This is a genomic window from Terrabacter sp. P2_E3 (genome assembly GCF_056403915.1).
Genome location: NZ_JBFUEN010000002.1, coordinates 163,123 through 187,987, shown reverse-complemented (window position 1 = coordinate 187,987; position 24,865 = coordinate 163,123). Strand labels below are relative to the sequence as shown.

The window sequence follows — 24,865 nt, the reverse complement described above, 5'->3', positions numbered from 1 at the left end:
ACCGGTCGACCGATCGACGGATCGGCGGGGTGTGGCCGCAGCAGATCCGGCCCCTCGGTGCGTCACAGTGTCGGAGGAGCGTGTGCCGAGCACGCGCCGGACAGGGAGGCAGGTCGTGGAGGCGTCGTTCGAGGACTTCGTGCGCAGCCGAGGGCCGGCGCTGCTGCGCTACGCCCACCTGCTCTGCGGTGACGGCGCCCGGGCCGAGGACCTCGTCCAGGATGCCCTCGTCAAGGTGCACCGCCGCTGGGCCGGTGGCGCCGAGGTGTCCGCGCCGTTCGCGTACTGCGCCGACAGCCGCGACGTCGTCGCCTCGCTGACCCTCACGATCACCGGCGCCGACGTGTCGACCACGACCTCCACCCCGTCGCTCATGTCGACCGTCACCCACACCGTGGGCGCGACCGTGACGAGCACGACCGTCGTCGTCCGGTCACCCGGTTCCGACGCCGCCGCGACCGAGACCGTCACGGTGAGCCGGTGAACGAGCCCGCGCGACAGGGTCGCTGACGCGCGAGCCGGCGGGACGGCATACGCCATCTCCTCGCCCGGGACGCGCCGGACGAGCGGTCGTGGTTACGGTGGACCGGTGACGACAGTGAGCAAGGACGCTCCGGACCTGCGCGCCCTCGAGGGGCTCGCCGAGTCCCTGACGCCCGGCGCGTTGCTGACCGACCCCGACAGCGTGGCGGCCTACCGCTTCGACTACACGGCTGACGCCGGAGCCGGTGTGCCGCTCGCCGTGGTCCGCGCGTCGAGCGCGGCCGACGTGCAGGCCACCGTGCGCTGGGCCGGGGAGCACGAGGTCCCCGTCGTGCCCCGCGGTGCCGGCAGCGGGCTCTCAGGGGGCTCGAACGCCGTCGACGGCTGCATCGTGCTGAGTCTCGAGCGGATGCGGGCCGTCGAGATCGACCCGACCACGCGCACGGCGGTCGTCGAGGCCGGAGCCCTCAACGTCGAGGTCAAGCAGGCGGCCGCCGAGCACGGGCTCTGGTACCCGCCCGACCCGTCGTCCTTCGAGATCTGCTCGATCGGCGGCAACGTCGCGACGAACGCGGGCGGCCTGTGCTGCGTCAAGTACGGCGTGACGACCGACTACGTGCTCGGCCTCGACGTCGTCCTCGCGGACGGGACGCTCGTGCACCTCGGCGGCCAGCGCGTCAAGGACACCGCAGGCCTCTCGCTCGTCAAGCTCTTCGTCGGCAGCGAAGGGACTCTGGGCGTGGTGACCCGGGCGACGCTGCGGCTCGTCCCCGCGCAGGCGCCGCCCGCCACCCTCGTGGCCACCTTCGACACCGTCGAGGACGCCGCGCGGGTGGTCGTCGCCATCGGCAACACCCTCCGCGCGTCGATGATGGAGCTCATGGACCGGGCGTCGGTCAACGCCGTCGAGGACCACCGCAGCATGGGGCTCGACCGCGAGGCCGGTGCCATGCTGCTCGCGCAGTCCGACGCCCCCGGTGCGGCCCGCGGCGAGGAGATCGCCGTGATGGAGCGGCTGTGCCGGGATGGCGGCGCGCGCGAGTGCTTCACGACGACGGATGCCGCAGAGGGCGAGATGTTCGTCGCGGCCCGTAGAGCCGCCATCGTCGCCATCGAGCGGCGAGGCGCGATCATGCTCGAGGACGTCGGCGTGCCGGTGCCGCGCCTCCCCGACCTGCTGACCGGCATCGCCGACATCTCGCGCCGACACGACCTCGAGATCCCCGTCGTGGCCCACGCCGGAGACGGCAACACGCACCCCGTCATCGTCTATCCGCCGGGCGACATGGACGCCGGTTCCCGTGCGGCACAGGCCTTCTCGGAGGTCATGAGCCTCGCGATCGGGCTCGGCGGCACCATCACCGGCGAGCACGGCGTCGGCCGGCTCAAGCGCGCGGCCCTGCCCGAGCAGCTCGGGGCCGACGTCATGGCCCTCACCCACCGCATCAAGAACGCCCTCGACCCGCAGGGCATCCTCAACCCCGGAGCAGGATTCTGATGACCACGACCCCGCCCGTCACGACCCGCCGCTCGATCGCCGACCGGCACCTCTTCGGTCCCGGTCCGTGCAACCCCTACCCCGAGGCGACCCTCGCCCTCGCAGCACCTCTGCTCGGACACCTCGACCCGGACTTCCTCGCGATCATGGACGAGACGTGCGACCTGCTCCGGTACGCCTGGGGCACCGACAACCGCCGCACCCTCCCGCTCTCGGCCACCGGGTCAGCGGGCATGGAGGCCGCCTTCGTCAACACCGTCTCCCCCGGCGACGTCGTCGTCGTGGCCGTCAACGGGCTCTTCGGGGAGCGCATGGTCGACGTCGCGGGCCGCCACGGCGCCGAGGTCGTCCGCGTCGACCACGAGTGGGGCACACCCGTCGACGCGGAGCGGGTCGCCGCGGCCCACCCGTCGCCGAAGATCATCGCCGCAGTCCATGCCGAGACGTCCACCGGGGTCCGCTCCGACATCGCCGCCCTCGGCGCGGTCAAGGGCGACGCCCTGCTGCTCGTCGACGCGGTCACCAGCATCGGCGGGATCGAGCTGCGCGCCGACGACTGGGGCATCGACATCGGCTACGCCGGCACCCAGAAGTGCCTCGGCGTCGCGCCCGGCCTCGCTCCCTTCACCATCAGCGACCGCGCCTTCGAGCGCCGCGTCGAGAAGCCGTCGTCCTGGTACCTCGACCTCGGCCTGCTCGGCGGCTACGTCGGTGAGGCCTCCGGCTCGGGCAAGCGCACCTACCACCACACGGCGCCGACCGCGATGGTCGCGAGCCTCCATGCAGGCCTCCAGCGCATCGCCGACGAGGGCCTCGAGAAGGTCTGGGACCGCCACGCCGAGGCCGGCCGCCTCCTCCAGGACGGCTTCGAGGAGATGGGCCTCGCCCTCTTCGCCGCCGAGGGCTCTCGCCTGCCCGAGCTGACGACGGTCCGCGTACCCGACGGGGTCGACTCCGCCGCCGTCCGCGCCTACCTCCTCGAGCGCCACAACCTCGAGATCGGCGCCGGCGTGGGCGAGTTCGCTTCCACCGTCTGGCGCATCGGCCTGATGGGCCACAACGCGCGCCCCGACCGCGTCGCCCTCGTCCTCGCCGCCCTGAGGGACGCCCTGGCCCACGCCACCTGACGCAGCCTCCCCCGGTTCGAGGGGCGCGGGGCGTGGCGGTGGTCGCGGCATCGGCGGCGGGCGCTGACGCTGGGAGCGAGCGTGCACAAGGGCGCGGGGCGTGGCGGTGGTCGCGGCATCGGCGGCGGGCGCTGACGCTGGGAGCGAGCGTGCCGGCATACGCCCGCCGACGCTCCACGCCGCGAGCGCCGCCGCGCGTCGCGCCCACCCAGCCGGGACCGCACCCAGAACAAGCGAAAGGCGGGCCCGACCAGATGGTCGGACCCGCCTTCGCGGTAGAGCAGTGATCCCGGCAGAGCCGGGTCAGATCACTTGAGCTCGACGGACGCGCCGGCGCCCTCGAGCTGCTCCTTGGCCTTCTCGGCCGCAGCCTTGTCGACACCCTCGAGGACGGGCTTGGGGGCGCCGTCAACGAGGTCCTTGGCCTCCTTGAGGCCGAGGCTCGTGAGCGCGCGGACCTCCTTGATGACCTGGATCTTCTTCTCGCCCGCGGCGGTGAGAACGACGTCGAACGAGTCCTTCTCCTCCTCCTCGACGGCGGCAGCGCCGCCACCGGCAGCGGCGGCAACCGCGGCAACGGGGGCAGCAGCGGTGACCTCGAAGGTCTCCTCGAACTGCTTCACGAACTCGGAGAGCTCGATGAGGGTCATCTCCTTGAAAGCGTCAAGGAGCTCGTCGGTGCTGAGCTTCGCCATGGTGGCTTCCTTCCTAGATATTGCCGTGAGTGGCGTGTTGTTGAATCGAGCTGGTGCGCAGGAGCGCAATCAGCTCTCGTCGCCACCCTCGGCGACGTCGGTGGTTGCCTCGGCGGCCGGAGCGGCCTCCGTGGCGGGACCCTGCGCCTCGACCTTCTGGCGCAGGGCGTCGACCACGCGGGCCGTCTGCGACAGAGGAGCGACGAAGAGGTAGGCGGCCTTGTTGAGGGAGCCCTTCATGGCGCCCGCAAGCTTGGCCAGGAGAACCTCGCGGGACTCGAGGTCCGCGAGCTTCGTGATCTCCTCGGGGGACAAGGTCTTGCCGTCGAGGACGCCAGCCTTGATCACGAGGAGGGGGTGTGCCTTGGCGAAGTCACGCAGACCCTTGGCCGCCTCGACCGGGTCACCGGTGATGAAGGCGATGGCCGACGGGCCCTGGAGGTGACCGTCGAAGGCCGTGATACCGGCCTCCTTGGCGGCGCGCTCCGTGAGCGTGTTCTTGACCACGGCGTAGGTGGCGTGTTCCCGGATCGAGGTGCGCAGCTGCGAGAGCTGGGCCACGGTCAGACCGCGGTACTCGGTGAGAACGGCCGCACCGGACTCACGGAACTTGTCCGCGATCTCGGCAATGGCAGCCGTCTTCTCGGAGTTCGCCATCTGGGCCTCCTTCCCTTGCGTGGTGCCGCCTGTCGAAGGGGCCCGGAGGGCCTGCACGAAAAGAGCCCCGGCGCAGGGCGCTCGGGGCTCGCAGCGACATACTCGAGGTATGCCGTGAGGCTGAGTGTCCTGCGCTGGCTGCCCGCATCGTGCGGAACCTTCGGGAGATCGTGGTTGCCCACGCCCTCCAACCGGCGGTCATTGGTCGTGGACCACAGTACGGGCTGGACCGCTGCGGACCAAATCGAGCCCGGGGCCTGTCGGCGGGTCCGACGCACGATCCCCCACCACACCGGGTACGTGACCTAGCGTGACCCCCATGGCGAGTGGCAGCGCAGTCCGCCGCCCGACCCCGTCAGAGCGGCAGGCGATCCGCCGCCGCCGGACGTGGGCGGGTCTGGCCGTCGTGCTGTGCGTGGCCGCCGACCTCTGGGTCATGACGTCAGCCGGCGCCGGCGAGCCGGTCCCCGAGGGTGCGGTCTCACGCGCCGCGCGGGTCTCAATGACGGCCGGGACGGCACCCGCGGTCTCGATCGACCAGGTCGAGCGAGTGCCCGAGGCCGCGACCGACTCGCAGGTCGACGGTTCCCCCTCGACCGGTGCGGCAGGCACCACGGGCTCGACGACGTCGGACGACGCGACGGCCGCCGGGAAGAACGACGGCAAGGACGACGGCATGGACGCCAAGGGCGCGGTCATCCAGGCGGGGTCCGGCAGGTTCACGGTCGTGGCCATGCCCGCGGCCGCCCTGCGCCCGGTCCCCACGAGCGGCCGCACGGTGCGCTACACCGTGGAGCTCGAAGGTGGTCTCGACATCAAGGCCGCGGACCTGGCCACGACGGTGGGGAGCGTGCTGACCGATCCGCGAGGCTGGCAGGCGAAGGACGGCGTCCGCTTCGTCAACGTCTCCCCCGCCGCGGCCGCCAAGGGCGGCGCGACCATCGACCTGCGCATCACGCTCGCGAGCCCCGACACGACCGACCGGCTCTGCGCGCCGCTGCAGACCCGGGGCCAGGTCAGCTGCCACAACTCCGGGCGGGTGGTGCTCAACCTGCGCCGGTGGGTCCTCGGCGCGGAGGCCTACGGCAGCGACATCGCCGGCTACCGCACCTACCTCGTCAACCACGAGGTCGGCCACGGCATCGGTCACGCGCACGCCTACTGCGGCGGCCCGGGCAGGGTGGCCCCGGTCATGATGCAGCAGACCTACGGCCTCAAGGGCTGCACGGCGTGGCCCTGGCCGACCCCGAAGCCGGCCTGACCTCCCACGTCGCGGCCGGCATACGCCCACTCTCCCTGGTGACGGGCCGCGGCCGGTGATGCCGACCGCGGCCTCGTCACGATGGGTGCCTTCTCAGAGCAGCGAGCTCGCGGAGTAGCCGACCCGGACGACGGAGCCCGTCGGCAGCGAGCCCAGCACGCGGTCGGTGACGACCTCGATCATGACGACCTCGACCGACTTCGCGGTGCGGGTCACCTTGTGCAGGGCGACCCGGCCGAGCCCCGGCACGGTGATGACCGTGTTGGGCTTGACCGTCGAGGTGATGGACGGCAGACCGGTGATGCGCAGCCCGACGAACCGCGAGGCGTCGGTGGTCACCGGGGTGGCGCCCACGCTCGATTGGACCGCCGAGGTCTCGGCGACGATCGTGTCGGCGCTGATGAGGCCGTTCAGCACGCGAGGCGCACCGATGGTGCTCTTGACCTGGCTGCGACGCGACGTGGCCGTGATGGTGGAGAGCACGTCTGTCGTCGTCGTGCCGGTGGACACCACCCCCGGCACCCCTGCCGTGGCCACCGTCGCGCGTCCCGAGCCTCCGGTGCACGGGGGGTACGCGAGAGCGGTCCGGCTCGAGGACACGGCGCCGTCGGCGAGGTTGGCCGACGTGGCGTAGCCCATACCGGAGACGAGCCCGACCACTGGTCGCGACAAGGAAGTGTTGGCGACCCCGACGTCGATGCGTGACCCGACCGGCAGGCCGAGGGAGTTCTGTGCGGTGATGACGACCCGCAGGGCCGTCGTGCTGACTCGCCAGTCGTTGCCGGAGAACGCCTTGGTCTGCGTGTTGAGGTAGACCGTGGCGAGCGCGGTCCCGGCCGAGGTCCGCAGCGTGATCGCCGAGTTCGGAGCCGGGTTCGCATTGAGGGCACGCCCGCCGATCTTGAGGCCGAGCAGCTCGGCGCGGTTGCCGCCGCTGTAGACGCCTGTCGTGCTCAACGTCGCCGTGCTGGCACCGGTGACGGCATCGGCTCGGACGAGCCCGCCGAGGAGGTCGACCGCCCCGGTGGTCGCCGTGGCACGGCTGATCTTGTAGGTCGTCGTCGTCGAGGTCGCGGCCGAGGTGCGCGTCGACCCCACCGACCCGGCCGCCGGGACGGTGACTGCCGCCGTGGATCCCGTGGCCGTGTGGCCGAAGGCAGTCGTGCAGCCGATCGAGGCGAGGGCCGTGGGCCCGGAACGCACGAGGCCCCCGACCACGACGTAGGTGCCGTAGGCGAGGGCCGAGACTCCGGTCGCCGGTGCTGCTGCGGATGCCGGTGCGGCACCGAGGGGCGCGGCCATCGTGGAGATGGCCGCTGCTGCGAGGATCGCCGTGAGTTTCCTGTTCATGGTCGTGCTCCTGTCATCGATGCCCTGCTCATCGATCCCCTGACCGATGTACCCATGTCAACGACCCGACCTGTCGGCGTGTTATGGGCTGGATGCGTCAATCGCAAGGTTGGTGTGGTATTGGAGCTATTGCGATTTCAAGCACCCCCGGAGCGGACGCCGGAGAGGCCGGCCCCTCGTCGGGACCGGCCTCTCCGGGTGGGTGCGCTCCAGGTCAGCGCGGGTGCACCACCATGGCCGAGCCACCACCGCGGCGCGTCGTCTCCGCGGCGGCCTCGAACAGGCCCCCGCGCAGGCTGCGGATCGCCGTCACGGCACCGATCTCGTTGGGCGTGCCTGCCGATGCCAGCTTGTGGCCCATCGCCGTCAGCGCCGCACCGGTCGGACCGCTGAGGATCGTCGGCTCGGCGCCCTCGCTCGAGCCGTTGCGCGAGCTGAGGCGCGGCGACGCGATCGCGTCGACGAGCGACAGGTCGCGGTCGAGGTAGCCGAGGATCGTCTGCGACACCGACGTGATGATCGTGGCACCGCCCGGCGAACCCACCGCGAGGAAGGGCTTGCCGTCGTCGAGCAGGATCGTCGGGCTCATCGACGACCGCGGACGCTTGCCGGGGCCGGGCAGGTTCGGGTCCGGGACGCCCGGGGTCAGCGGCGTGAAGTTGAAGTCGGTGAGCTCGTTGTTGAGCAGGAACCCGTACCCGGGGACCGTGATGCCGGAGCCACCGGTCTGCTCGATGGTCAGGGTGTAGGACGCGACGTTGCCCCAACGGTCGGTGGCCGTCAGGTGCGTCGTCGACTGCCCCTCGTAGGGCTCGCTCTGCGCGACCGTGCCGGGCGCGCAGGAGGTGTAGGCGCCGTCGGGCGAGCCGAACGGGATCGGACGAGCCTGGGCCTTCATCGGGTCGAAGAGGCAGGCGCGCTCTGCGGCGAAGGCAGGATCGGTCAGCTCCTTGACCGGAACGTCCGGGACGTCACCCACCCAGCGGTTGCGGTCGGCGAAGGCCGTCGCCGACGCCTCCGAGAACCGGTGCAGGTAGTCGACGTCCGACAGGTCGGACGTCGAGACGCCCGTGCGGTCCTCGTAGGCCTGGACGAGGTTGAGGATCTCGGCCACCGCGATGCCACCCGAGCTCGGGACCGGCATGCCGTAGACGTCGTAGCCCTTGTACTGCGAGTGGATCGGGGCCTTGGTCAGGGCGCGGTAGGCGCGCAGGTCGGCCGTCGTCATCTGGCCGCCCATGACCGAGGAACCCGCCTTGGTGTGCGGCGCCCGGGACTCGGCGACGATCGCCCGTCCGAGCGCCCCGGCATACAGCGCCTCGGTGCCCTGGGTGCGCAGCGTCCGATACGCCCTGGCCATGTCGGGGTTGGTGAAGACGGAGCCCACGGCCGGAGCCTGGCCGCCCCGCAGGAAGACCTTCGCCGTCTCGGGGAACACGGAGAAGCGCGCGGCGTTGGCTGCCGTCTGGTCGGCGAACGTCTGGTCGACGACGAAGCCCGTGGCGGCGAGGCGCTCGGCCGGCTTGAGCGCCGCGTTGAGCGACAGCGTGCCGTGGTCGCGCAACGCCTTGGCCCACAGGGCGGGCGTGCCGGGCACGCCGATCGACAGCCCCGAGTTCACCACGGTGTTGAAGTCCATCGCCTTGCCCGTGGCCGCGTCGGTGAAGGTCTTGTCGGTGAACGTCGCCGGAGCCGTCTCGCGGCCGTCGATGGTCGAGACCTTCCTGCTGCGCGCGTCGTAGTAGACGAGGAAGCCACCGCCGCCGATGCCGGCGCTGTAGGGCTCCGTGACGCCGAGCGCCGCTGCGGTCGCGACCGCGGCGTCAGCTGCGTTGCCCCCGCGGGCCAGGACGTCGATGCCGACCTGCGAGGCGTCGCGGTCGACCGAGCTGACGGCACCCCCGGAGCCCGTCATGACGGGGACCTTCGGCAGCGGGGTGGGCTGGCCGTGCCAGCCGCGGTCAGCCGCTGCGGCGGCGGGCGCGACCGCCGGCTGCGCGCCGGCCGTGGCCGGCAACAGGGAGAGAGGGAGCCCGACGACGAGAGCGCCGAGGACCCATCGGGAACGTGTCGTGGTGCATACGCTGTGACGACTCATCTTTCGACCGTACCCGCGCAAACGCCGCAGATCGCCCCGAGAACCCCGCCGATCCGAGGTCTGGGACAGGTGTGACCACGAGGCCACTCGACTGGGACGGGGCGCTCACTCGAGGGTGAGCGAGTGGCGTCAACACCGGGAGCGCCCCCAGCCAGGACGGTCGGAGACGCACGAGAGCCCGTCACCCCCAGAGGGGTGACGGGCTCTGCGCTGCGTGGGTCAGGCCGTCAGGCCTGGTCCTCCTCGGCGAGGAGGTTGCGCGTCTTGGAGAAGTCGAGCGGGATGCCCGGGCCCATCGTCGTGGAGACGGTGGCCTTCTCGATGTAGCGGCCCTTGGAGCTGGCCGGCTTCAGACGCAGGATCTCCTCGAGGGCAGCGGCGTAGTTCTCGACGAGCTTCGTCTCGTCGAAGGAGGCCTTGCCGATGATGAAGTGGAGGTTCGCGTGCTTGTCGACGCGGAACTCGATCTTGCCGCCCTTGATGTCGGCGACGGCCTTGGCGACGTCCATCGTCACGGTGCCGGTCTTCGGGTTCGGCATGAGACCACGCGGGCCGAGGACCTTGCCGAGACGACCGACCTTGCCCATGAGGTCAGGCGTGGCGACGACGGCGTCGAAGTCGAGCCAGCCGCCCTGGACCTTCTCGAGCAGGTCGTCGGAGCCGACGTGGTCGGCGCCGGCCTCACGGGCGGCCTCGGCCTTGTCGCCGTTGGCGAAGACGAGGACGCGGGCGGTCTTGCCCGTGCCGTGCGGCAGGTTGACCGTGCCGCGCACGGCCTGGTCGGCCTTGCGGGGGTCGACGCCGAGGCGCATGGCGACCTCGACGGTCTCGTCGTACTTGGCCTTGGCGGTCTGCTTGGCGACGCGGACGGCCTCGAGCGGGGCGTAGACCTTGCCGGGCGTGACGAGCTCGGCGGCTGCGCGGTAGTTCTTGCTGCGCTTCATGACTGCTCCTGCTTTCTTCGTGGAGTCGTGGTGCGACCGTGCGCTGGTCTCCCACGGGGCCTCACGGCCGTATGCCGTGTGGCCCGGTTCGGGGGGTGCCCGCCCTCACGCGGAGGGCGGGCGTCCCGAGGTCTGGTGACCCGGGCTCGTCAGAGCTCGGTGTCGATGCCCATCGAGCGGGCGGTGCCGGCGATGATGCGCGCCGCCATCTCCTCGTCGTGGGCGTTGAGGTCTTCCATCTTCTGACGGGCGATCTCGAGGACCTGGTCGCGCGAGAGCTTGGCGACCTTGGTCTTGTGCGGCTCGCCCGAGCCCTTGGCGACGCCGGCGGCCTTCTTGATGAGCTCGGCGGCCGGCGGGGTCTTCGTCACGAAGGTGAACGAGCGGTCCTCGTAGACCGTGATCTCGACCGGGATGACGTTGCCGCGCTGGGACTCCGTCGCGGCGTTGTACGCCTTGACGAACTCCATGATGTTGACGCCGTGCTGACCGAGGGCGGGGCCGACGGGCGGTGCGGGGGTGGCCTGACCGGCCTGGATCTGCAGCTTGATGAAGCCGGAGACCTTCTTGCTCTTGGGGGGCATGGTTGCCTACCTTCTGCGTTGCTGGGCCGACGCCTTGGGCGATGACCCGGTTGCATGTCCTCGTGCGGTCAGCCGCACGAGGTCGTACGACCCTCGATCAGATCTTGGCGACCTGGGCGAAGGAGAGCTCGACCGGAGTCTCCCGGCCGAAGATGGAGACGAGCACCTTGAGCTTCTGGGTGTCGGGGTTGATCTCGGAGATCGTCGCGGGAAGGGTCTCGAACGGGCCCTCCATGACGGTGACGGACTCGCCGACCTCGAAGTCGACGACCCGCACGTCCTTGCCGGCGCTCGAGCCCGACGACGCGCCGGAGCCGTCGGCGGCCGCAGCGGCCTCGAAGTTCGGGGCGAGCATCGTGAAGACCTCGTCGATCGACAGCGGCACCGGCTGGTGGGCGTTGCCGACGAACCCGGTGACGCCGGGCGTGTGGCGCACGGCGCCCCAGCTCTCGTCGGTGAGGTCCATGCGGACGAGGACGTAGCCGGGCATCCGGACGCGACGGACCTGCTTCTTCTGGCCGTTCTTGATCTCGGTGACCTCCTCCATGGGGACCTCGATCTCGAAGATGAAGTCCTCCATGTTGAGGGTCTGGATGCGCGTCTCGAGGTTGGCCTTCACGCGGTTCTCGTAGCCGGCGTAGGAGTGGATGACGTACCAGTCACCGAAGCGCGTGCGCAGGTCGGCCTTGAAGTCGGCGACGGGGTCGCCGCTGCCCTGGGCCACCGGCTCGTCGTCATCGGAGGTCTCGGAGGTTTCGGAGTCAACGGCGGCGTCGACGTCGTCGTCGGACCCGTCGTCGGTCTCGACATCGGTCTCCGCGGCGACGGTGTCGAGGTCGGAGTCGGTGGCGTCGTCCTCAGCACCCGACTCGACGTCGGAGGCCGAGAGGTCGTCGGTCTCGACCGCGGGGTCGACGACGTCGCTCTCGGTGCTCTCGCCGTTCGGGGCGCCCTCGTGGGCGAACTGCTCGGACACGCTCTGACCTGCTTCCTTGCTCGTGGACCGGCCGTGACGGCCGGCAGTGACATCCCGTGAGGGGGCCGGGGCTCGTGCCTCAGGTGGCCGAGCCGGTGAAGACCCAGGAGACCAGCCGGCTCAGACCGAAGTCGAGCGCTGACACGAGCGCCATCATGATCACGACGAACACGACCACGACGGTCGTGTAGCGCACGAGCTCAGGACCCGTCGGCCGCACGACCTTGCGCAGCTCGTCGAGGATCTGGCGCACGAAGAGGCTGATCGCGCCAAAGAGGCGCGACACGGGGTTGCCGCCGCGAGCCTTGTCGGCACGGCCGGACCCGCGCTTGGCGCTCGTCTCCGTCACGATTCCTTCTTTCTGCCTGGGTGTCGGCCCGCGGGCGCCACACCCCGACCGTGGAGTCCCACGTCAGGGCAGAAGCCGCGTGCCGCCTTGCACGACGACCACATCACTGGGATGCGCAGGGCAAGAGGGACTCGAACCCCCAACCGCTGGTTTTGGAGACCAGTGCTCTACCAATTGAGCTATTGCCCTTCGCCGGGGACGTTGGGTGTCCACGGCGGGACGGCATGCGTCAGCATGGCCAGCGAAGCCGTCCGAGGGACGATCATACGGGACGGATGCGCCCCAACGCGAACCGACCCGAAACCCCCTCCGCGGGCCCTCCCCCGTCACCCGCAGGTGACCCTTCGGACGGCCTCCGGGCACCTGCCGCGCCCGCGGCGGGAACCGCGCGACCCGGCATACGGACTCGGCCGCCCGACCCGGGCGCCGCAGTGGCAGGATCGAGAGGTGACGAACCCGCGCACCTCCCTCGCGTCCCTGTCCGACGACGACCTGGCCGGCTTCCTCGCCGAGCAGCGTGAAGCCTACGCGGCCCTGCAGTCCCGCGGCCTCAGGCTCGACCTGACGCGGGGCAAGCCGTCCGCCGCGCAGCTCGACCTCTCCGACGACCTCCTGCGCCTGCCGACCGCGACGAAGGACCGGGCCGGGGTCGACGTGCGCAACTACGGCGGACTCGAGGGCCTCGCCGAGCTGCGCGAGCTCTTCGCCGACCTGCTCTGGGTCGAGCCGAGCCAGGTCGTCGCCGGGGGCAACTCGAGCCTGACGATGATGTACAGCACGATCGTCGACTTCCTCCTCTTCGGCGGCGTCGACTCGCCGCGGCCCTGGTCGCAGGAGGAGAAGGTCCGCTTCGTCTGCCCCGTCCCCGGCTACGACCGGCACTTCTCGATGCTCGCGTCGTTCGGCATCGAGATGGTCACCGTCGACATGCACGCGGACGGCCCGGACATCGCCGCCGTCGAGGCGCTCGTCAAGGACGACCCGAGCGTCAAGGGCATCTGGATCGTCCCGACCTACGCCAACCCGTCCGGGGCCGTCGTCTCGCAGGAGATCGCCGCCCGCCTCGCGGCCATGCCGACCGCGGCGCCCGACTTCACGATCTTCTGGGACAACGCGTACGCGTTCCACCACCTCACCGAGGACGAGGCCAAGAGCGCCGACATCCTCAGCCTCGCCGCCGCCTCCGGGCACCCGAACCGGCCGATCATGTTCGCGTCGACCTCGAAGATCACCTTCGCGGGCGCCGGAGTCGCCGTCCTCGCCGCGAGCGCGGCCACCGTGAGGTGGTACCTCGGACACCTCGCGATGGGCTCCATCGGTCCCGACAAGGTCAACCACCTGCGTCACGTCGAGTTCTTCCACGACGCCGACGGCGTGCGTGCGCACATGCGCAAGCATCGCGAGATCATCGCGCCGAAGTTCGCGGCGGTCGACGAGGCTCTGACGAGCGGCCTCGCGGGGCTCGAGATCGCCGAGTGGAGCCACCCGACCGGGGGCTACTTCGTCAACCTCGACGTGCTCGACGGGACCGCGTCGCGGGTCGTCGCGCTCGCCAAGGAGGCCGGCATCGCGCTGACGCCGGCGGGCGCGTCCTTCCCGCTGGGCCACGACCCGCGCGACCGCAACATCCGCCTCGCCCCGACCTTCCCCGTGCTCGACGAGGTGCGCACGGCCATGGCCGGCGTCGCGACGTGCGTCGCCCTCGCCGCCGCCGAGAAGCTGACGCAGGACCGCGCCGCGGGGGTAGGGGCAGAGGGCGACGGCGAGACGCCGTCGGCCGGGGACGCCACGAGCCCCTCGCACACCGCCACCGAAGGAGCCTCGCGATGAGCGACCAGGATCCCAACGAGACCATCGACGACGAGCTGACGACCTACAGCGTCGACGACGAGGACCAGCTCCAGCCCGAGGACACCCTCGACGACGGTGACCTCGAGGACGTGCTCGACCGCGGCTACTCGCCCAACGACCGGCCGCAGGGCGTCACCGCCCACGGCACGACCGCCTACGAGGAGTCCGTCGACGAGACCATCGACGAGCGCATCCGCCAGGAGGTGCCGGACCCCGACTCCGCCTACGGCGCGCCCGACAACGAGAGCGGCCTCGACGGCGACCGCGTCGGTGGCGACGACCCCGACGCCATCGACGCCGAGGACGACTGGCTCGGAGACCACGAGGTGGGCGACGCCCGCGCCGGTCGCCTCGTGGCCGACGACGAGGGCGCGCACGACGACGACGAGAAACAGGCCTGGGCCAGCGACGTCGGCGTCGACGGGGCCGGCGCGTCGGCCGAGGAGGCCGCGATGCACATCGTCGACGAGATCGCTGACGAGCCCGACGAGGACTGAGTCCTGCCCGACCCGCAGAGAGGCCACGGCCCGGCACCAGCCGCGCCGTGGCCTCTCCGCGCCGCCCGGGACCGGATGACACACTGACCCGCATGACGCGTGCGGTGCAGGACCTGCCCAAGGCGCACCTGCACCTGCACTTCACGGGCTCGATGCGCATCGACACGGTGCGAGACCTCGCCGCCCGGCACGGCATCCGCCTGCCCGACGCCCTCGTGACGGGCTGGCCGCCCCGACTCGCCCGAGCCACCGACGAGCGCGGCTGGTTCCGCTTCCAGCGCCTCTACGACGCCGCCCGGTCCTGTGTGCGCGGGGAGGACGACATGCGCCGGATCGTGCGCGAGGCCGCGGCCGACGACGCGGCCGAGGGGTCACGCTGGCTCGAGATCCAGGTCGACCCGACGTCGTACGCCCCCTTCGTCGGCGGGATCACGCCGGCGCTCGAGATCGTGCTCGACGAGGCACGGGCCGTGTCGGCCGCGGGGGACATCGGGGTCGGCGTCGTCGTCGCGGCGAGCCGCATGCGCCACCCCCTCGAGGCCCGCACGCTCGCTCGCCTCGCCGCCCACCACGCGGGCGAGGAGGCCGGCGACGTCGTCGGCTTCGGCCTGTCCAACGACGAGCGACGCGGGGCCGTCGCCGACTTCGCGCCGGCCTTCGCCATCGCACGGCGGGCTGGTCTGGCTCTCGTGCCGCACGGCGGCGAGCTCCTCGGCGCCCAGTCCGTCATGGAGACGCTCGAGCACCTCGACCCGGACCGCATCGGGCACGGCGTGCGCAGCGTCGAGGACCCACAGGTGCTCGACGCCGTCGCCGAGGCCGGCGTGACGCTGGAGGTGTGCCCGGGCAGCAACGTCGCCCTCGGGGTCTACGCCGACGCGAGCGACGTCCCGTTGCGCCGGATCGTCGAGGCCGGCATCCCCGTGGCGCTCGGCGCGGACGACCCGCTCCTCTTCGGGTCCCGCCTGGCCGCGCAGTACGCCGCGGCCCGAGAGCTCGGCTTCGACGACGACGGCCTCGCCGCGCTCGCCCGCGGCTCCCTCGAGGGCAGCCGGATGCCCGACCGCCTGCGCAAAGCCGCGCTCGCCGACGTGGACGCCTGGCTCGCCGGGCCGGCGTGACACCGACCACACGCAGGACCGGGTCGTAACCGGTCATAACGGGCCGCTCCCCACGGAGCCGGCCTCCTCGCCCATCCCCACCGGGTTTGCTCAGGATCGGTGCGCCCGGTCATGCTGGTCGGGAGATGAAGACTTCTGCCCCCGCCACCACCAGCCCATCGACCGCCTCCGGCGCCCGTCTGCGACGACTCGCCGTGGTCGGTCTCGTCGCCCCCGTCGTCGCGCTCGCGGCGTGCAGCGGGGAGTCGCCCGTGACCGCCGACCCGACGGCCCCGGCCGGCACGACCCCGGCCGCGACGAGCACCTCGACGACGTCCACGACGACCGCAGCGCCCACCACGGCCGCGCCGACGACCGCCGCCCCGGTGAAGTACTCGACGCGCACCGTCAAGGCCGTCATCAAGGACCCCCAGCTCGGCCACACGATCACGGCCATGCGCGTCTCGCGCGGCCTGCCGTTCCCGAAGAACCAGCCCGTCGGGGCCGAGGCCTTCGAGATCGTCGGGGTCAAGGTCGAGTTCGCCGCCGGCTCGCGCTACTCGGCGTCGCTCGACCCGAAGATGCTGACGCTCATCGCGACGAACCCCAAGCAGAACGTCGCGCCCACGGCCGAGTTCGGCAAGGCGTACAAGGCCGACCCGCTGCTCACGACGAAACGCGACGAGCGCGACCGCGGGTGGGTCTTCTTCAAGGTCGACAAGGGAACGACGACCGCCCTGCGCCTGGCCTTCAACCGGCCGGCCTACGCCGTCAGCACGACGGACAAGAACATCCCGGCCAAGACCTTCTCCGTCGTCCTGACGAAGTAGTCACTGCACACGGTCTGACGCGAAAGGCTCCGGTTCCCAAGGGAACCGGAGCCTTTGCCGTGTGATCGAGCGCTCGCCGGAACTGCTCTCAGAGCTGGTCGCCGACGATGACCGGCTCGTTGACGAGCGTCACGCCGAAGGTGTCGCGCACCCCGTCGCGCACCTGCCGGGCGAGGGCGAGGACGTCGGCGGTCGTGGCACCGCCCCGGTTGGTCACGGCCAGGGTGTGCTTCGTGGACAGCGCCGCCGGCGCCGGCAGGCCGAAGCCCTTGGCGAAGCCGGCGTGGTCGATGAGCCACGCGGCGCTCGTCTTGACCCGGCCGTCGGGCTCGGGGAAGCGCGGCGGCGTCGGCCCCTCCCAACCGAGCCGCTCCCCCACGCGCTCGACGAGGTCGTCGAACTCGTGGCGGCTGAGGATCGGGTTGGTGAAGAACGACCCGCACGACCACGTGTCCGGGTCGGCGTCGTCGAGCACCATGCCGCGGGACCGGCGCTGCGCGAGGACGGCCTCACGGGCGTCCTGGAGGGGCACGCGCGTGCCGAGCTCGACCCCGAGACCCTTCGCCAGGGCGGCATACGCCACCGGGCGGCTGAGGTCGGCGACCTCGAACTGGAACACCACGTCGAGCACGACGTAGCGCGAGTGCCCCTTGAAGCGCGAGTGGCGGTAGGTGAAGGCGCAGTCGGCGTTCATGAAGGTGCGCACGGCCTGCTCCTGCCGGTCCCACGTGCGCACCTGCGCGACCGTCTGCGACACATCCTGACCGTAGGCGCCGACGTTCTGGATGGGCGTGGCCCCCGTGAGACCGGGTATGCCGCTCAGTCCCTCGACGCCCGCCCATCCCTGCGCGACGGCATGGGCCACGACGTCGTCCCACACCTCGCCGGCGGCCACCCGGACCACGGCGCCGCCGCAGTAGTCGGCGGACTCGGGCGTGATGCCCGACGTGGCGACGCGCACGACCGTGCCCTCGAAGCCGTCGTCGGAGACGAGGAGGTTGGAGCCGCCCGAGACGACGAGCAGCGGCTCGTCGGCGTCGTCGACCTCACGGACCGCGTCGACGAGCTCGTCGGTGGTCGTGGCCGTGACGACGCGCGCAGCCGGGCCACCGACCCGCATCGTCGTGAGGGTCGAGAGGGGGACGTCGTGTTGCTCCTGCACGCGGTGGACCGGCCGGCTCAGTCGAGGACCGCGACGGCGAGCGCCCGGCCGAGGACCTTCTCGCCGGCCGCGGTGGCGGTCAGCTCGACGGTGACCCGCTTCGTCTCGGGGTCGACGGACTTGACGACGCCCGAGACCTCGATGTCGGCGCCGCCGTCGTAGGGCACGACGACGGGGCGGGTGAAGCGCACGCCGTACTCGACGACGCGGCCGGCGTCGCCCACCCAGGCGGTGACGAGCGTGACCGCCGAGCCCATCGTGAACATGCCGTGGGCGATGACGTCGGGCAGCCCGACCGCCTTGGCGAAGGGCTCGTCCCAGTGGATGCGGTTGCGGTCGAGGGAGGCGCCGGCGTACTGGACCAGGCGCGCCCGGTCGACGTGGACGGTCGTCGCGGGCAGCGCGTCACCGACGGAGACCTCGGAGAAGGACCGCACGGCCGCCGGCGTCGTGCTCGGAGTGCTCGGAGTGCTCGGAGTGGTGCTCATCACTCGCCCCCTCGGATCACGATGGTCGACGTGGCCGTGCAGACGGCCTCACCCGCCTCGGTGGCGAGCTCGGTGCGGGTCGTCACCATGGCGTGGCCGCCGGCCTCGCGCACGGTGTCGACGTGGAGCGTGCCGATGACGGCGTCGCCGGCCGTCAGGGGGCGGTGGTGGACGAAGCGCTGCTCGCCGTGCACGACGCGGGAGAAGTCGATGCCGGCCTCGGGGTCGCGGATCAGCTGGCCGTCGCACTGCTGGGCGATGAGGACCGCAAACGTCGGAGGCGCGATGACGTCGGCGTAGCCGCGAGCCCGGGCGACCTCGGCGTCGACGTGCACCCGGTCGGCAGAGCCGACGGCCTCGGCGAACTCACGGATCTTGGCGGCACTGACCCGATAGGTCTCGGTGGGCGGGTAGACCCGGCCCTGGAAGTCTGAGTTCACCGGCATACGGGCAGCCTATCGACCGCTGCCGACCGGCGCCCGCGCCACCCGGTGGGCGTCCGGGAACGACGACGCTCCCCCGGCCGATGGCCGAGGGAGCGTCGAGGAACGCGATGGTTCAGCGGGTCTCGCGGTGCTCCGTGTGCTTGCCGCACTTCGGGCAGAACTTGTTCATGGCGAGACGGTCGGGGTTGTTCCGACGGTTCTTCTTGGTGATGTAGTTGCGGTCCTTGCAGTCCACACACGCCATCGTGATCTTCGGACGGACGTCGCTGCTCTTGCTGGCCACGGCAACCTGCTCTTTCGGGAACGTACTTTGGGTGTTCGGTCGTCTTGCGACGGGTGTCGCGCGGCGCGTCACGCGTTCCGGGCGGCATCCCGGGGTGACACGCAGGCGCGACGTCCAAGGCTACGCGACACCCCGATGATTCGAGAAATCGAACCGGGTGCGCGCGGAAGTGGTAGCGGGAGCGGGGCTCGATCCCGCGACCTCACGATTATGAGTCGTGCGCTCTAACCAGCTGAGCTACCCCGCCATGGGCTGTCGTCCCCCGGCCCGCCGCAGAAGCGACGAGGCCGGGAACCGACCGACCAGAGCCCCAATAGGGAATCGAACCCTAGACCTTTTCCTTACCATGGAAACGCTCTGCCGACTGAGCTATTGGGGCGCGGCCGACACCGAGAAACGTTGCGAGAACGTCTTCAGGACGACCTGTTGTGCGACGGTGAGACTACACGGTCGGCGGCGCGGATACGAAATCGAGCAGATGACCGACGGCCGGCGTCCCAACTGGGAGGATCAGGGCATGAGCGGTCTCATCGACGGCCAGCACGACCCGGGTCCGGCCACCGAACCGCCGGACCCACCGGTCGGGTCCGGGGGCCCACCGCCCGGCACCGACGTCGGTGACGTGGACACCCGCCTGGTCGACGTGCAGGTGCGCTTCGACCGGCGCAGCGTATGGCGCGCGGGCTGGCTCGCGGTCGCCATCGTCGCGATCGCCGCGCTCGGCAAGTTCGTCATCGACGACGGCGGCTCGGTCATCTTCACCCTCATCATGGCCATGCTCGCCTCGATCGCGATGGAGCCGGCCGTCGCACGGCTCTCGCGCCGGATGCGGCGCGGCATGGCGACCATGATCGTCATGCTCGGCGTGCTCGTCTTCTGCATCGTCTTCATGCTCGCCTTCGGCAACCTGCTGGCCGACCAGCTGGCCACCTTCGTCGCCTCGATCCCGTCGCTCGTGGAGAGTGCGACGACGTGGGCCAACGAGACCTTCGGCGTCGAGCTCAGCCCGGACAAGCTGCTGGCCCAGTTCACGAGCGAGGTCGGCGGCCTGAGCACCCTGGCCGGCAGCGTGGCCGGCGGCCTCATCGGTGCCGTCGCCGCCGTGCTCGGCGCCTTCTTCTCGTCGATCACCTTCTTCTTCTTCACCTTCTACTTCTCCGCCGACAGCCTGCGCCTGCGTCGCTGGGTCGCCCAGCTCGCCCCGCCGCGCCAGCAGGCGGTCATCGGGGTGGCCTGGGACCTCGCGGTGATCAAGACCGGCGGCTACGTGTCGGCCCGGCTCGTGCTCGCCGGGATCTGCGGCGGACTGTCGAGCCTGTTCATGCTCATCATCGGCATGGACTACTGGTTGGCCCTCGGCATCTGGACCGGCCTCGTGGCCCAGTTCGTGCCGACCATCGGGACCTACATCGCGATCGCGCTGCCGGTCTTCGTCGGCCTCGTCGGACCGGAGCCGTGGCAGGGGCTGGCGCTGCTCGGCTTCGCCCTCGTCTACCAGCAGATCGAGAACGTGACGATCGAGCCGCGCATCTCGGCCGACGCCGTCGACGTGCATCCCGCGGTGTCCTTCGCAGCCGTGATGTTCGGCGCGGCGCTCTTCGGCGTCTCGGGGGCCTTCGTGGCGGTGCCCGTGGCCGCGCTGATGCTCGCCCTCTTCGACATCTACTCGCGCAAGTACGAGCTGCTCCCCCAGCTCGCCGCGCCGCAGCCCGGTGAGCGCCAGAAGGCCGACCACCAGCACGCGTCCTTCACGGCCCGCCTCCCGGTGCTGCCCGGAGCCCGGGCGAAGGCACCCGAGCCGCCGACGCCCGCGGCGGCGCCGGAGCCGACGGGTCTGCGCGCGACGCTGCGCCACTGGTTCTCCCGGCACGACACGTCCGGCCCGAAGACGTAGCCCGCACCCGATGCCCTGACGGCCGCGTCACTCCCCGTCGTGCGCGTCGTGGGCGTCCAGCGCCTGCTGGGCCGTCGCCTCCTCCTCCTCACGGCGACTGCGTATGCCGCCCGCCTCGTCGAGCTCACCCGTGACCTTCTCGAGCCGGGACCTCGCCGTCGCGAGCCGCCGCTCGAGGTCGGCGATGCCCTCCGTGACCTCCTCCTGGCGGGCCGTGAGGACCGCCACCTGTCGGTCGGCGGACCGCAGGTCGGCCCGTGCGGTCTCGAGTGCCGACTGGAGTCGGGCCCGCTCGGCGGCGCGCCGGCTGCGTCGTCGCTCCTCGAGGTCGACGGCGTCCCCTCCTCCCCCGCCGGGCAGGACCGAGAGCGACGGTCGGGCGCGGTCGGGCGCGGACGACCCGAGCTCCTCGGGGTCCGTGATGGCGACGACGTCGGCCACGTCGACCGAGCCGAATCCTGAGTAGCTGAGCGCCTTGACGAGCGCGCCCGTGAGGACCGAGGCCTCGGCGTCCTCGTCGGCGATGAGCGCGGTCAGCGTCTCGCGCACCTCCTGGGCCGCACCGGCGCCGAGCTTCTGGCCGTCCTCGGCCGCGACCTCGGCGATGCGGTCGGCCATGGCGTCGACGCGGGTGGCGCGCTCCCGGCCGAGCAGCCGCAGCTGGTCGGCGTCGAGGGTGCGCTGGGCCTCACGGAGCAGCTCGGCGAACGACCGGAGCTCCTCGAGCTCGTCCGCGTGCTCGCGCACGAAGTGGTTCACCGCCCACGCGGCGAGGGTCGGCTTGCGCAAGGCACCCACCGAGGCGGCGAGGTCCTTCTCGCCCGCTGACCTCGCCTGGGCCACCAGCTCGGAACGGAGCGGGGTGAAGCGAGCGGGCGGGGCGGCATACAGCTGCTCGACGGCGGCGCGCAGGTGCAGGATCACCTCTGCATCCTCCCGCAAACCCGCTGGTGCGGCCCGCGCGGGACGGGCAGGCTGGGGCCGTGATCTGGATCTGTGCGACGTGCGCCGTCGAGACCGATGACCTGCCCGAGCCTCCGGACGCGTGCGCCGTCTGCGAGGACGAGCGGCAGTGGGTGCCCGAGCAGGGGCAGCGCTGGACGACGGTGGACCGGCTGCGGGAGGCCGGGACGCGCATCCGCGTCGAGGCGGTCGAGGACGACCTCTGGGGGCTGCGCGCCGAGCCCGAGGTCGGCATCGGGCAGCAGACGATGGTCGTGCGCGTGCCCGAGGGGGTGCTCCTCTTCGACTGCGTCGGCTACATCGACGACGCCGCGGTCGAGCTCGTGCGATCGCTCGGGCCCGCGCTCGCGGTGGCCTCGAGCCATCCGCACATGTACGGCGTGCAGACGGAGTGGGCCCGGGCGCTCGGCGACGTCCCGGTGCTCGTGGCCGCGCCCGACGCCGAGTGGGTGCGCCGGCGAGACCCGCTCGTCGAGCTCTATGACGAGCAGCGGCAGGTCGCACCGGGTCTGACGCTGCACCGCGTCGGCGGGCACTTCCGCGGTCAGGCCGTCGTCGAGTGGACGGCGGGCGCCGAAGGACGCGGGGTGCTGCTGGCAGGCGATGCCGTCTTCCCCAACCCAGACCGTCGGTCGATGAGCTTCATGCGCAGCTATCCGAACCGGATCCCCTTGTCGGGCAACGTCGTCCAGCGCGTTGCCGGTCAGCTGGAGGCCCTGCACTTCGACCGCCTCTACAACAACTTCGGCACCGCCGTGCCGTCAGGGGCCAAGGCCATGCTGCGACGGTCCGCCGACCGCCACGCGGCGTGGACGCGGGGGGACTTCGACCACCTGACGTGAGGACGCGGCGCCAGGTCGTGCCCGCGACGCGTCCAGTGGGTAGGTGCACCTCGACGGCGTCGTCCGGCGCCGCGCCACACCCCGTGGAGGAGAAGCCATGAGCGACAACCCGCTGGACCCCGTGAGCGACGACCCGACGACCGAAGGCCCCGCTGACGGCGGAGCCGACACGAGCAGCCACGACGGCGGTGCCGACGGTGGCGCCGACACCGAAGGCCCCGCTGACGGCGGAGCCGACACGAGCAGCCACGACGGTGGCGCCGACGGTGGCGCCGACACCGAGGGCCCCGCTGACGGCGGAGCCGACACGAGCAGCCACGACGGTGGCGCCGACGGTGGGGCCGGAGCGGACCCGACCAGCTCGATCTGATGACCGCTGGCACGACGAGCCGGGTGCCCACGCACGAACGTGGGCGCTCGGCGCTCGCGCGTCTCGTCCCCTTCGCCGCCGACGAGTTCGCAACGGACCACTGGTCGCACACGCCGGTCGTCACCAGGGCAGCCGACCTGCCGGGCGGACTGCTCGACCTCTTCGGCGAGGGCTCCGTCGACGAGCTCGTCTCCCGACGCGGGCTGCGCGCCCCCTTCCTGCGGGTCGCCCAGAACGGCCGCACCCTCGGTGACCGGGAGTTCACCCAGAGCGGAGGCGTCGGTGCATCCGTCGCCGACCAGGTGAGCGACGACAAGCTGCTCGGGCTCTTCGCCGACGGTGCCACCATCGTCCTGCAGGGGCTGCACCGCACGTGGGGGCCCCTCATCGACTTCACCCAGCAGCTCGCGGAGGAGCTGGGGCACCCGGTCCAGGCCAACGCCTACGTCACGCCCAGCCAGAACACCGGCTTCAGCGACCACTACGACGTGCACGACGTCTTCGTGCTCCAGATGGCCGGGGAGAAACGCTGGCGCGTCCGGCCCCCGGTGCACGACTCACCGCTGCGCGACGAGCCGTGGACCGACCACCGTGCCGAGGTCGAGGAGGCGGGACGTCGAGCACCTGACCACGAGTTCACGCTCCGTGCCGGTGACGTCCTCTACCTGCCGCGCGGCTGGGTGCACTCTGCCACCGCGCTCGGCGGGGTCAGCACGCACCTCACTCTGGGCGTCCACGTCTGGACGCGACGTCACGTGGCCGACGAGCTCGTGTCGATCGCGCTGGCCGAGGCCAGCCGCGACGAGAGCGTGCGCGCCTCGCTCGACGTCGCGCCGACGGGCTTCGACCACGAGGCCATCGCCCCCGACGTCGAGCTCGTGCGGGCAGCGCTCGTACGCGCCCTGGGCGAGATCGACGTGGCCACGGTCGTCGACGCCCTCGAGGCGCGCGCTCGCGGGTCGCAGCGTCCAGCACCGATCAGCCCGCTTGCCCAGGTGGCAGCCGCTGAGGCCCTTCGTCCCGAGACGACGCTCCGGCTCCGGCCGCACGTGGCCGCGCGGCTCGTGCCCTCGGGCGACGGCCCGGCCCGGCTGCGCAGCCGCCTCGCCGACTTCCCGGTCGAGTCGCGCGACGTCGGCACCTTCGTGGCGCTCGTGGCAGGCGGCGTGCTGCGTGCCGACATGGTCGGGCTGGAGCTGGCTCGTCGGCTGATGCTCTCCGGCCTGCTCGTCGTCGCCGACGACTGAGGCACGACGTGGCCTCTCGACGGTTGAACCGTCGAGAGGCCTCGTCGTGCCGGATGGCGATGGTCGAGGGGTCAGTCGGTGCCGGGACTCAGGCGGTGCCGGCCGCAGTCAGGATCGCCCGGGCACCGACGAGACTCGGGCCGTACCAGGTGAGCAGGCGTCCGCTGACGAGAGCCGTGCGGGCCTGCGTGAAGGCCTCCGGACCGTCGGCCGCCGTGAAGACGTAGGGCTCGTCGGGCAGCAGGACGGTCACGCCCTCACGGTCGAGGTCGGCCACCTCGACGTGCGGATAGCGGTCTGCGTCGTCGGCGAGCACGTTGCGCCAGCCGAGCCGCGACACGAGGTCTCCGGTGAAGGTGTCGCGCCCGACGGCCATCCACGGGTCGCGCCAGATCGCCACGGCCACGTCGACGACGGGCTCGGGCACGGGCCCACCCCACTCGCCCCGCGCGGCGACGAGCCAGTCAGGCGTGCCGACCTCGAGCACCTCGACGAAGAGTCGCTCGAGGGAGTCCAGCGCCCCCGGCACCGTCTCGATGTCGGTGACCCAGACAGGTAGGCCGTCAGCCCGCAGCCGGCGGACGTCGAGCTCGCGGTTCTCCTCCTTGTTGGCCACGACGAGATCCGGCTCGAGAGCCGAGATGGCCCTGAGGTCGGGGTTCTTGGTGCCCCGAACCCGTTGCACCGCAAGACCTTCCGGATGCGTGCACCAGTCGGTCGCGCCGACGAGCCGCTCCGGGCACGTCGACGCCAGCGCCTCGGTGATCGACGGCACCAACGACACGACCCGGCGTGGCGGTGTCGGGAACGACACGGCATACGCCAGGTCGTCGGCGAGTGTCACCGGCACGGTTCGTGGCCTTTCGACGG

The 24,865-nt window shown here is 71.6% G+C and carries 26 protein-coding genes and 3 tRNA genes; 12 read left to right on the top strand and 17 right to left on the bottom strand.

Features of this window, described 5'->3' with window-relative positions; translation table 11 throughout:
- Positions 1–115: 115 nt before the first annotated feature.
- The 3 genes from AC1DW8_RS02670 to AC1DW8_RS02660 all read left to right on the top strand — a co-directional run bounded on the left by AC1DW8_RS02670 (position 116) and on the right by AC1DW8_RS02660 (position 3,108).
- On the top strand, positions 116–484 hold the full coding sequence (locus AC1DW8_RS02670; protein WP_478091670.1) for an RNA polymerase sigma factor: 369 nt from the start codon (positions 116–118) through the stop codon (positions 482–484).
- Positions 485–598: 114 nt separating this feature from the next.
- On the top strand, positions 599–1,981 hold the full coding sequence (locus AC1DW8_RS02665; RefSeq protein ID WP_478091794.1) for an FAD-binding oxidoreductase: 1,383 nt from the start codon (positions 599–601) through the stop codon (positions 1,979–1,981).
- Positions 1,981–3,108 (top strand): pyridoxal-phosphate-dependent aminotransferase family protein, encoded by a 1,128-nt coding sequence (locus AC1DW8_RS02660; RefSeq protein ID WP_478091667.1) that lies wholly within the window; start codon positions 1,981–1,983, stop codon positions 3,106–3,108. Before AC1DW8_RS02665 ends, AC1DW8_RS02660 begins: the two co-directional genes overlap by 1 nt.
- Before the next feature lie 308 nt (positions 3,109–3,416).
- Here the strand turns inward: AC1DW8_RS02660 and rplL are convergent, their stop codons facing one another.
- Both rplL and rplJ read right to left on the bottom strand, forming a co-directional pair.
- On the bottom strand, positions 3,417–3,803 hold the full coding sequence (rplL, locus tag AC1DW8_RS02655; protein WP_056771157.1) for a 50S ribosomal protein L7/L12: 387 nt from the start codon (positions 3,801–3,803) through the stop codon (positions 3,417–3,419).
- A 69-nt stretch (positions 3,804–3,872) separates the two neighbouring features.
- Entirely contained in the window at positions 3,873–4,460 is a 588-nt protein-coding gene (rplJ, locus tag AC1DW8_RS02650) for a 50S ribosomal protein L10 (RefSeq protein WP_056771162.1), read from the bottom strand.
- A gap of 319 nt (positions 4,461–4,779) precedes the next feature.
- On the opposite strand from rplJ, the gene AC1DW8_RS02645 reads away from it, so the two are divergent.
- Positions 4,780–5,721, top strand: a complete 942-nt coding sequence (locus tag AC1DW8_RS02645) for a DUF3152 domain-containing protein (RefSeq protein ID WP_478091664.1) — start codon at positions 4,780–4,782, stop codon at positions 5,719–5,721.
- 93 nt (positions 5,722–5,814) lie between these two features.
- On the opposite strand, the gene AC1DW8_RS02640 is transcribed toward AC1DW8_RS02645, so the two are convergent.
- From AC1DW8_RS02640 to AC1DW8_RS02610, 7 genes are all read right to left on the bottom strand, one after another.
- On the bottom strand, positions 5,815–7,071 hold the full coding sequence (locus AC1DW8_RS02640; protein ID WP_478091662.1) for a choice-of-anchor P family protein: 1,257 nt from the start codon (positions 7,069–7,071) through the stop codon (positions 5,815–5,817).
- 214 nt (positions 7,072–7,285) lie between these two features.
- A complete protein-coding gene (gene ggt / locus AC1DW8_RS02635) occupies positions 7,286–9,169 on the bottom strand; it encodes a gamma-glutamyltransferase (protein ID WP_478091660.1) in 1,884 nt (627 codons plus the stop codon).
- A 227-nt stretch (positions 9,170–9,396) separates the two neighbouring features.
- Positions 9,397–10,113, bottom strand: coding sequence for a 50S ribosomal protein L1 (rplA, locus tag AC1DW8_RS02630; RefSeq protein ID WP_056771168.1), 717 nt, complete (start codon positions 10,111–10,113; stop codon positions 9,397–9,399).
- A 149-nt stretch (positions 10,114–10,262) separates the two neighbouring features.
- The gene (gene rplK, locus AC1DW8_RS02625) at positions 10,263–10,697 is read right to left on the bottom strand and encodes a 50S ribosomal protein L11 (protein ID WP_056771171.1); all 435 of its coding nucleotides are present in this window, start codon (positions 10,695–10,697) and stop codon (positions 10,263–10,265) included.
- Positions 10,698–10,794: 97 nt separating this feature from the next.
- Positions 10,795–11,673: a transcription termination/antitermination protein NusG gene (gene nusG, locus AC1DW8_RS02620; RefSeq protein ID WP_478091656.1), complete on the bottom strand. Its 879-nt coding sequence runs from the start codon at positions 11,671–11,673 to the stop codon at positions 10,795–10,797.
- Positions 11,674–11,752: 79 nt separating this feature from the next.
- Positions 11,753–12,022 carry a preprotein translocase subunit SecE gene (secE, locus tag AC1DW8_RS02615; RefSeq protein WP_056771177.1) on the bottom strand — a complete coding sequence of 90 codons (270 nt, stop codon included), beginning with the start codon at positions 12,020–12,022 and terminating at the stop codon, positions 11,753–11,755.
- Positions 12,023–12,138: 116 nt separating this feature from the next.
- Positions 12,139–12,211, bottom strand: a tRNA-Trp gene (locus tag AC1DW8_RS02610).
- Between the two features lie 258 nt (positions 12,212–12,469).
- Here AC1DW8_RS02610 and AC1DW8_RS02605 point away from each other — a divergent pair.
- The 4 genes from AC1DW8_RS02605 to AC1DW8_RS02590 all read left to right on the top strand — a co-directional run bounded on the left by AC1DW8_RS02605 (position 12,470) and on the right by AC1DW8_RS02590 (position 16,300).
- On the top strand, positions 12,470–13,852 hold the full coding sequence (locus AC1DW8_RS02605) for an aspartate aminotransferase type Ic (RefSeq protein WP_478091652.1): 1,383 nt from the start codon (positions 12,470–12,472) through the stop codon (positions 13,850–13,852).
- Positions 13,849–14,370 (top strand): DUF5709 domain-containing protein, encoded by a 522-nt coding sequence (locus AC1DW8_RS02600; protein ID WP_056771184.1) that lies wholly within the window; start codon positions 13,849–13,851, stop codon positions 14,368–14,370. Before AC1DW8_RS02605 ends, AC1DW8_RS02600 begins: the two co-directional genes overlap by 4 nt.
- 92 nt (positions 14,371–14,462) lie before the next feature.
- Positions 14,463–15,491: an adenosine deaminase gene (locus AC1DW8_RS02595; RefSeq protein ID WP_056771186.1), complete on the top strand. Its 1,029-nt coding sequence runs from the start codon at positions 14,463–14,465 to the stop codon at positions 15,489–15,491.
- A gap of 125 nt (positions 15,492–15,616) precedes the next feature.
- Positions 15,617–16,300 carry a hypothetical protein gene (locus AC1DW8_RS02590; RefSeq protein ID WP_478091649.1) on the top strand — a complete coding sequence of 228 codons (684 nt, stop codon included), beginning with the start codon at positions 15,617–15,619 and terminating at the stop codon, positions 16,298–16,300.
- A gap of 88 nt (positions 16,301–16,388) precedes the next feature.
- On the opposite strand, the gene AC1DW8_RS02585 is transcribed toward AC1DW8_RS02590, so the two are convergent.
- From AC1DW8_RS02585 to AC1DW8_RS02560, 6 genes are all read right to left on the bottom strand, one after another.
- Positions 16,389–17,462 carry a UDP-N-acetylmuramate dehydrogenase gene (locus AC1DW8_RS02585; protein WP_478091647.1) on the bottom strand — a complete coding sequence of 358 codons (1,074 nt, stop codon included), beginning with the start codon at positions 17,460–17,462 and terminating at the stop codon, positions 16,389–16,391.
- 17 nt (positions 17,463–17,479) lie between these two features.
- A complete protein-coding gene (locus AC1DW8_RS02580; RefSeq protein WP_478091644.1) occupies positions 17,480–17,950 on the bottom strand; it encodes a MaoC/PaaZ C-terminal domain-containing protein in 471 nt (156 codons plus the stop codon).
- The gene (locus AC1DW8_RS02575; RefSeq protein ID WP_478091642.1) at positions 17,950–18,396 is read right to left on the bottom strand and encodes an FAS1-like dehydratase domain-containing protein; all 447 of its coding nucleotides are present in this window, start codon (positions 18,394–18,396) and stop codon (positions 17,950–17,952) included. The genes AC1DW8_RS02580 and AC1DW8_RS02575 overlap by 1 nt, the downstream gene beginning before the upstream one ends.
- A 112-nt stretch (positions 18,397–18,508) precedes the next feature.
- Complete coding sequence (rpmG, locus tag AC1DW8_RS02570) at positions 18,509–18,679, bottom strand: 50S ribosomal protein L33 (RefSeq protein WP_020143294.1); 171 nt, start codon at positions 18,677–18,679, stop codon at positions 18,509–18,511.
- Between the two features lie 170 nt (positions 18,680–18,849).
- Positions 18,850–18,926, bottom strand: a tRNA-Met gene (locus AC1DW8_RS02565).
- A gap of 59 nt (positions 18,927–18,985) precedes the next feature.
- Positions 18,986–19,058 (bottom strand) — tRNA-Thr (locus tag AC1DW8_RS02560).
- A gap of 138 nt (positions 19,059–19,196) precedes the next feature.
- Here AC1DW8_RS02560 and AC1DW8_RS02555 point away from each other — a divergent pair.
- Positions 19,197–20,573: an AI-2E family transporter gene (locus AC1DW8_RS02555; RefSeq protein ID WP_235508486.1), complete on the top strand. Its 1,377-nt coding sequence runs from the start codon at positions 19,197–19,199 to the stop codon at positions 20,571–20,573.
- A 27-nt stretch (positions 20,574–20,600) separates the two neighbouring features.
- On the opposite strand, the gene AC1DW8_RS02550 is transcribed toward AC1DW8_RS02555, so the two are convergent.
- Positions 20,601–21,497: a hypothetical protein gene (locus tag AC1DW8_RS02550; protein ID WP_056822149.1), complete on the bottom strand. Its 897-nt coding sequence runs from the start codon at positions 21,495–21,497 to the stop codon at positions 20,601–20,603.
- Positions 21,498–21,556: 59 nt separating this feature from the next.
- On the opposite strand from AC1DW8_RS02550, the gene AC1DW8_RS02545 reads away from it, so the two are divergent.
- The 3 genes from AC1DW8_RS02545 to AC1DW8_RS02535 all read left to right on the top strand — a co-directional run bounded on the left by AC1DW8_RS02545 (position 21,557) and on the right by AC1DW8_RS02535 (position 23,995).
- On the top strand, positions 21,557–22,378 hold the full coding sequence (locus tag AC1DW8_RS02545; protein ID WP_056822151.1) for an MBL fold metallo-hydrolase: 822 nt from the start codon (positions 21,557–21,559) through the stop codon (positions 22,376–22,378).
- A gap of 97 nt (positions 22,379–22,475) precedes the next feature.
- Positions 22,476–22,748, top strand: a complete 273-nt coding sequence (locus AC1DW8_RS02540; protein WP_020143298.1) for a hypothetical protein — start codon at positions 22,476–22,478, stop codon at positions 22,746–22,748.
- On the top strand, positions 22,748–23,995 hold the full coding sequence (locus AC1DW8_RS02535; RefSeq protein ID WP_478091637.1) for a cupin domain-containing protein: 1,248 nt from the start codon (positions 22,748–22,750) through the stop codon (positions 23,993–23,995). Before AC1DW8_RS02540 ends, AC1DW8_RS02535 begins: the two co-directional genes overlap by 1 nt.
- 88 nt (positions 23,996–24,083) lie before the next feature.
- Here the strand turns inward: AC1DW8_RS02535 and AC1DW8_RS02530 are convergent, their stop codons facing one another.
- Positions 24,084–24,845, bottom strand: a complete 762-nt coding sequence (locus AC1DW8_RS02530; protein WP_478091635.1) for a helical backbone metal receptor — start codon at positions 24,843–24,845, stop codon at positions 24,084–24,086.
- Positions 24,846–24,865 lie beyond the last annotated feature (20 nt).

What these genes read in the sequence shown, in the direction of transcription:
- rplK (WP_056771171.1), bottom strand. Translation starts at nt 10,697, where the DNA reads ATGCCCCCCAAGAGCAAGAAGGTCTCCGGCTTCATCAAGCTGCAGATC.
- AC1DW8_RS02590 (WP_478091649.1), top strand. Translation starts at nt 15,617, where the DNA reads ATGAAGACTTCTGCCCCCGCCACCACCAGCCCATCGACCGCCTCCGGC.
- AC1DW8_RS02575 (WP_478091642.1), bottom strand. Translation starts at nt 18,396, where the DNA reads ATGCCGGTGAACTCAGACTTCCAGGGCCGGGTCTACCCGCCCACCGAG.
- AC1DW8_RS02640 (WP_478091662.1), bottom strand. Translation starts at nt 7,071, where the DNA reads ATGAACAGGAAACTCACGGCGATCCTCGCAGCAGCGGCCATCTCCACG.
- ggt (WP_478091660.1), bottom strand. Translation starts at nt 9,169, where the DNA reads ATGAGTCGTCACAGCGTATGCACCACGACACGTTCCCGATGGGTCCTC.
- AC1DW8_RS02595 (WP_056771186.1), top strand. Translation starts at nt 14,463, where the DNA reads ATGACGCGTGCGGTGCAGGACCTGCCCAAGGCGCACCTGCACCTGCAC.
- AC1DW8_RS02580 (WP_478091644.1), bottom strand. Translation starts at nt 17,950, where the DNA reads ATGAGCACCACTCCGAGCACTCCGAGCACTCCGAGCACGACGCCGGCG.
- AC1DW8_RS02600 (WP_056771184.1), top strand. Translation starts at nt 13,849, where the DNA reads ATGAGCGACCAGGATCCCAACGAGACCATCGACGACGAGCTGACGACC.
- AC1DW8_RS02555 (WP_235508486.1), top strand. Translation starts at nt 19,197, where the DNA reads ATGAGCGGTCTCATCGACGGCCAGCACGACCCGGGTCCGGCCACCGAA.
- rplL (WP_056771157.1), bottom strand. Translation starts at nt 3,803, where the DNA reads ATGGCGAAGCTCAGCACCGACGAGCTCCTTGACGCTTTCAAGGAGATG.
- AC1DW8_RS02645 (WP_478091664.1), top strand. Translation starts at nt 4,780, where the DNA reads ATGGCGAGTGGCAGCGCAGTCCGCCGCCCGACCCCGTCAGAGCGGCAG.
- rplA (WP_056771168.1), bottom strand. Translation starts at nt 10,113, where the DNA reads ATGAAGCGCAGCAAGAACTACCGCGCAGCCGCCGAGCTCGTCACGCCC.
- AC1DW8_RS02535 (WP_478091637.1), top strand. Translation starts at nt 22,748, where the DNA reads ATGACCGCTGGCACGACGAGCCGGGTGCCCACGCACGAACGTGGGCGC.
- rplJ (WP_056771162.1), bottom strand. Translation starts at nt 4,460, where the DNA reads ATGGCGAACTCCGAGAAGACGGCTGCCATTGCCGAGATCGCGGACAAG.
- AC1DW8_RS02660 (WP_478091667.1), top strand. Translation starts at nt 1,981, where the DNA reads ATGACCACGACCCCGCCCGTCACGACCCGCCGCTCGATCGCCGACCGG.
- AC1DW8_RS02540 (WP_020143298.1), top strand. Translation starts at nt 22,476, where the DNA reads ATGAGCGACAACCCGCTGGACCCCGTGAGCGACGACCCGACGACCGAA.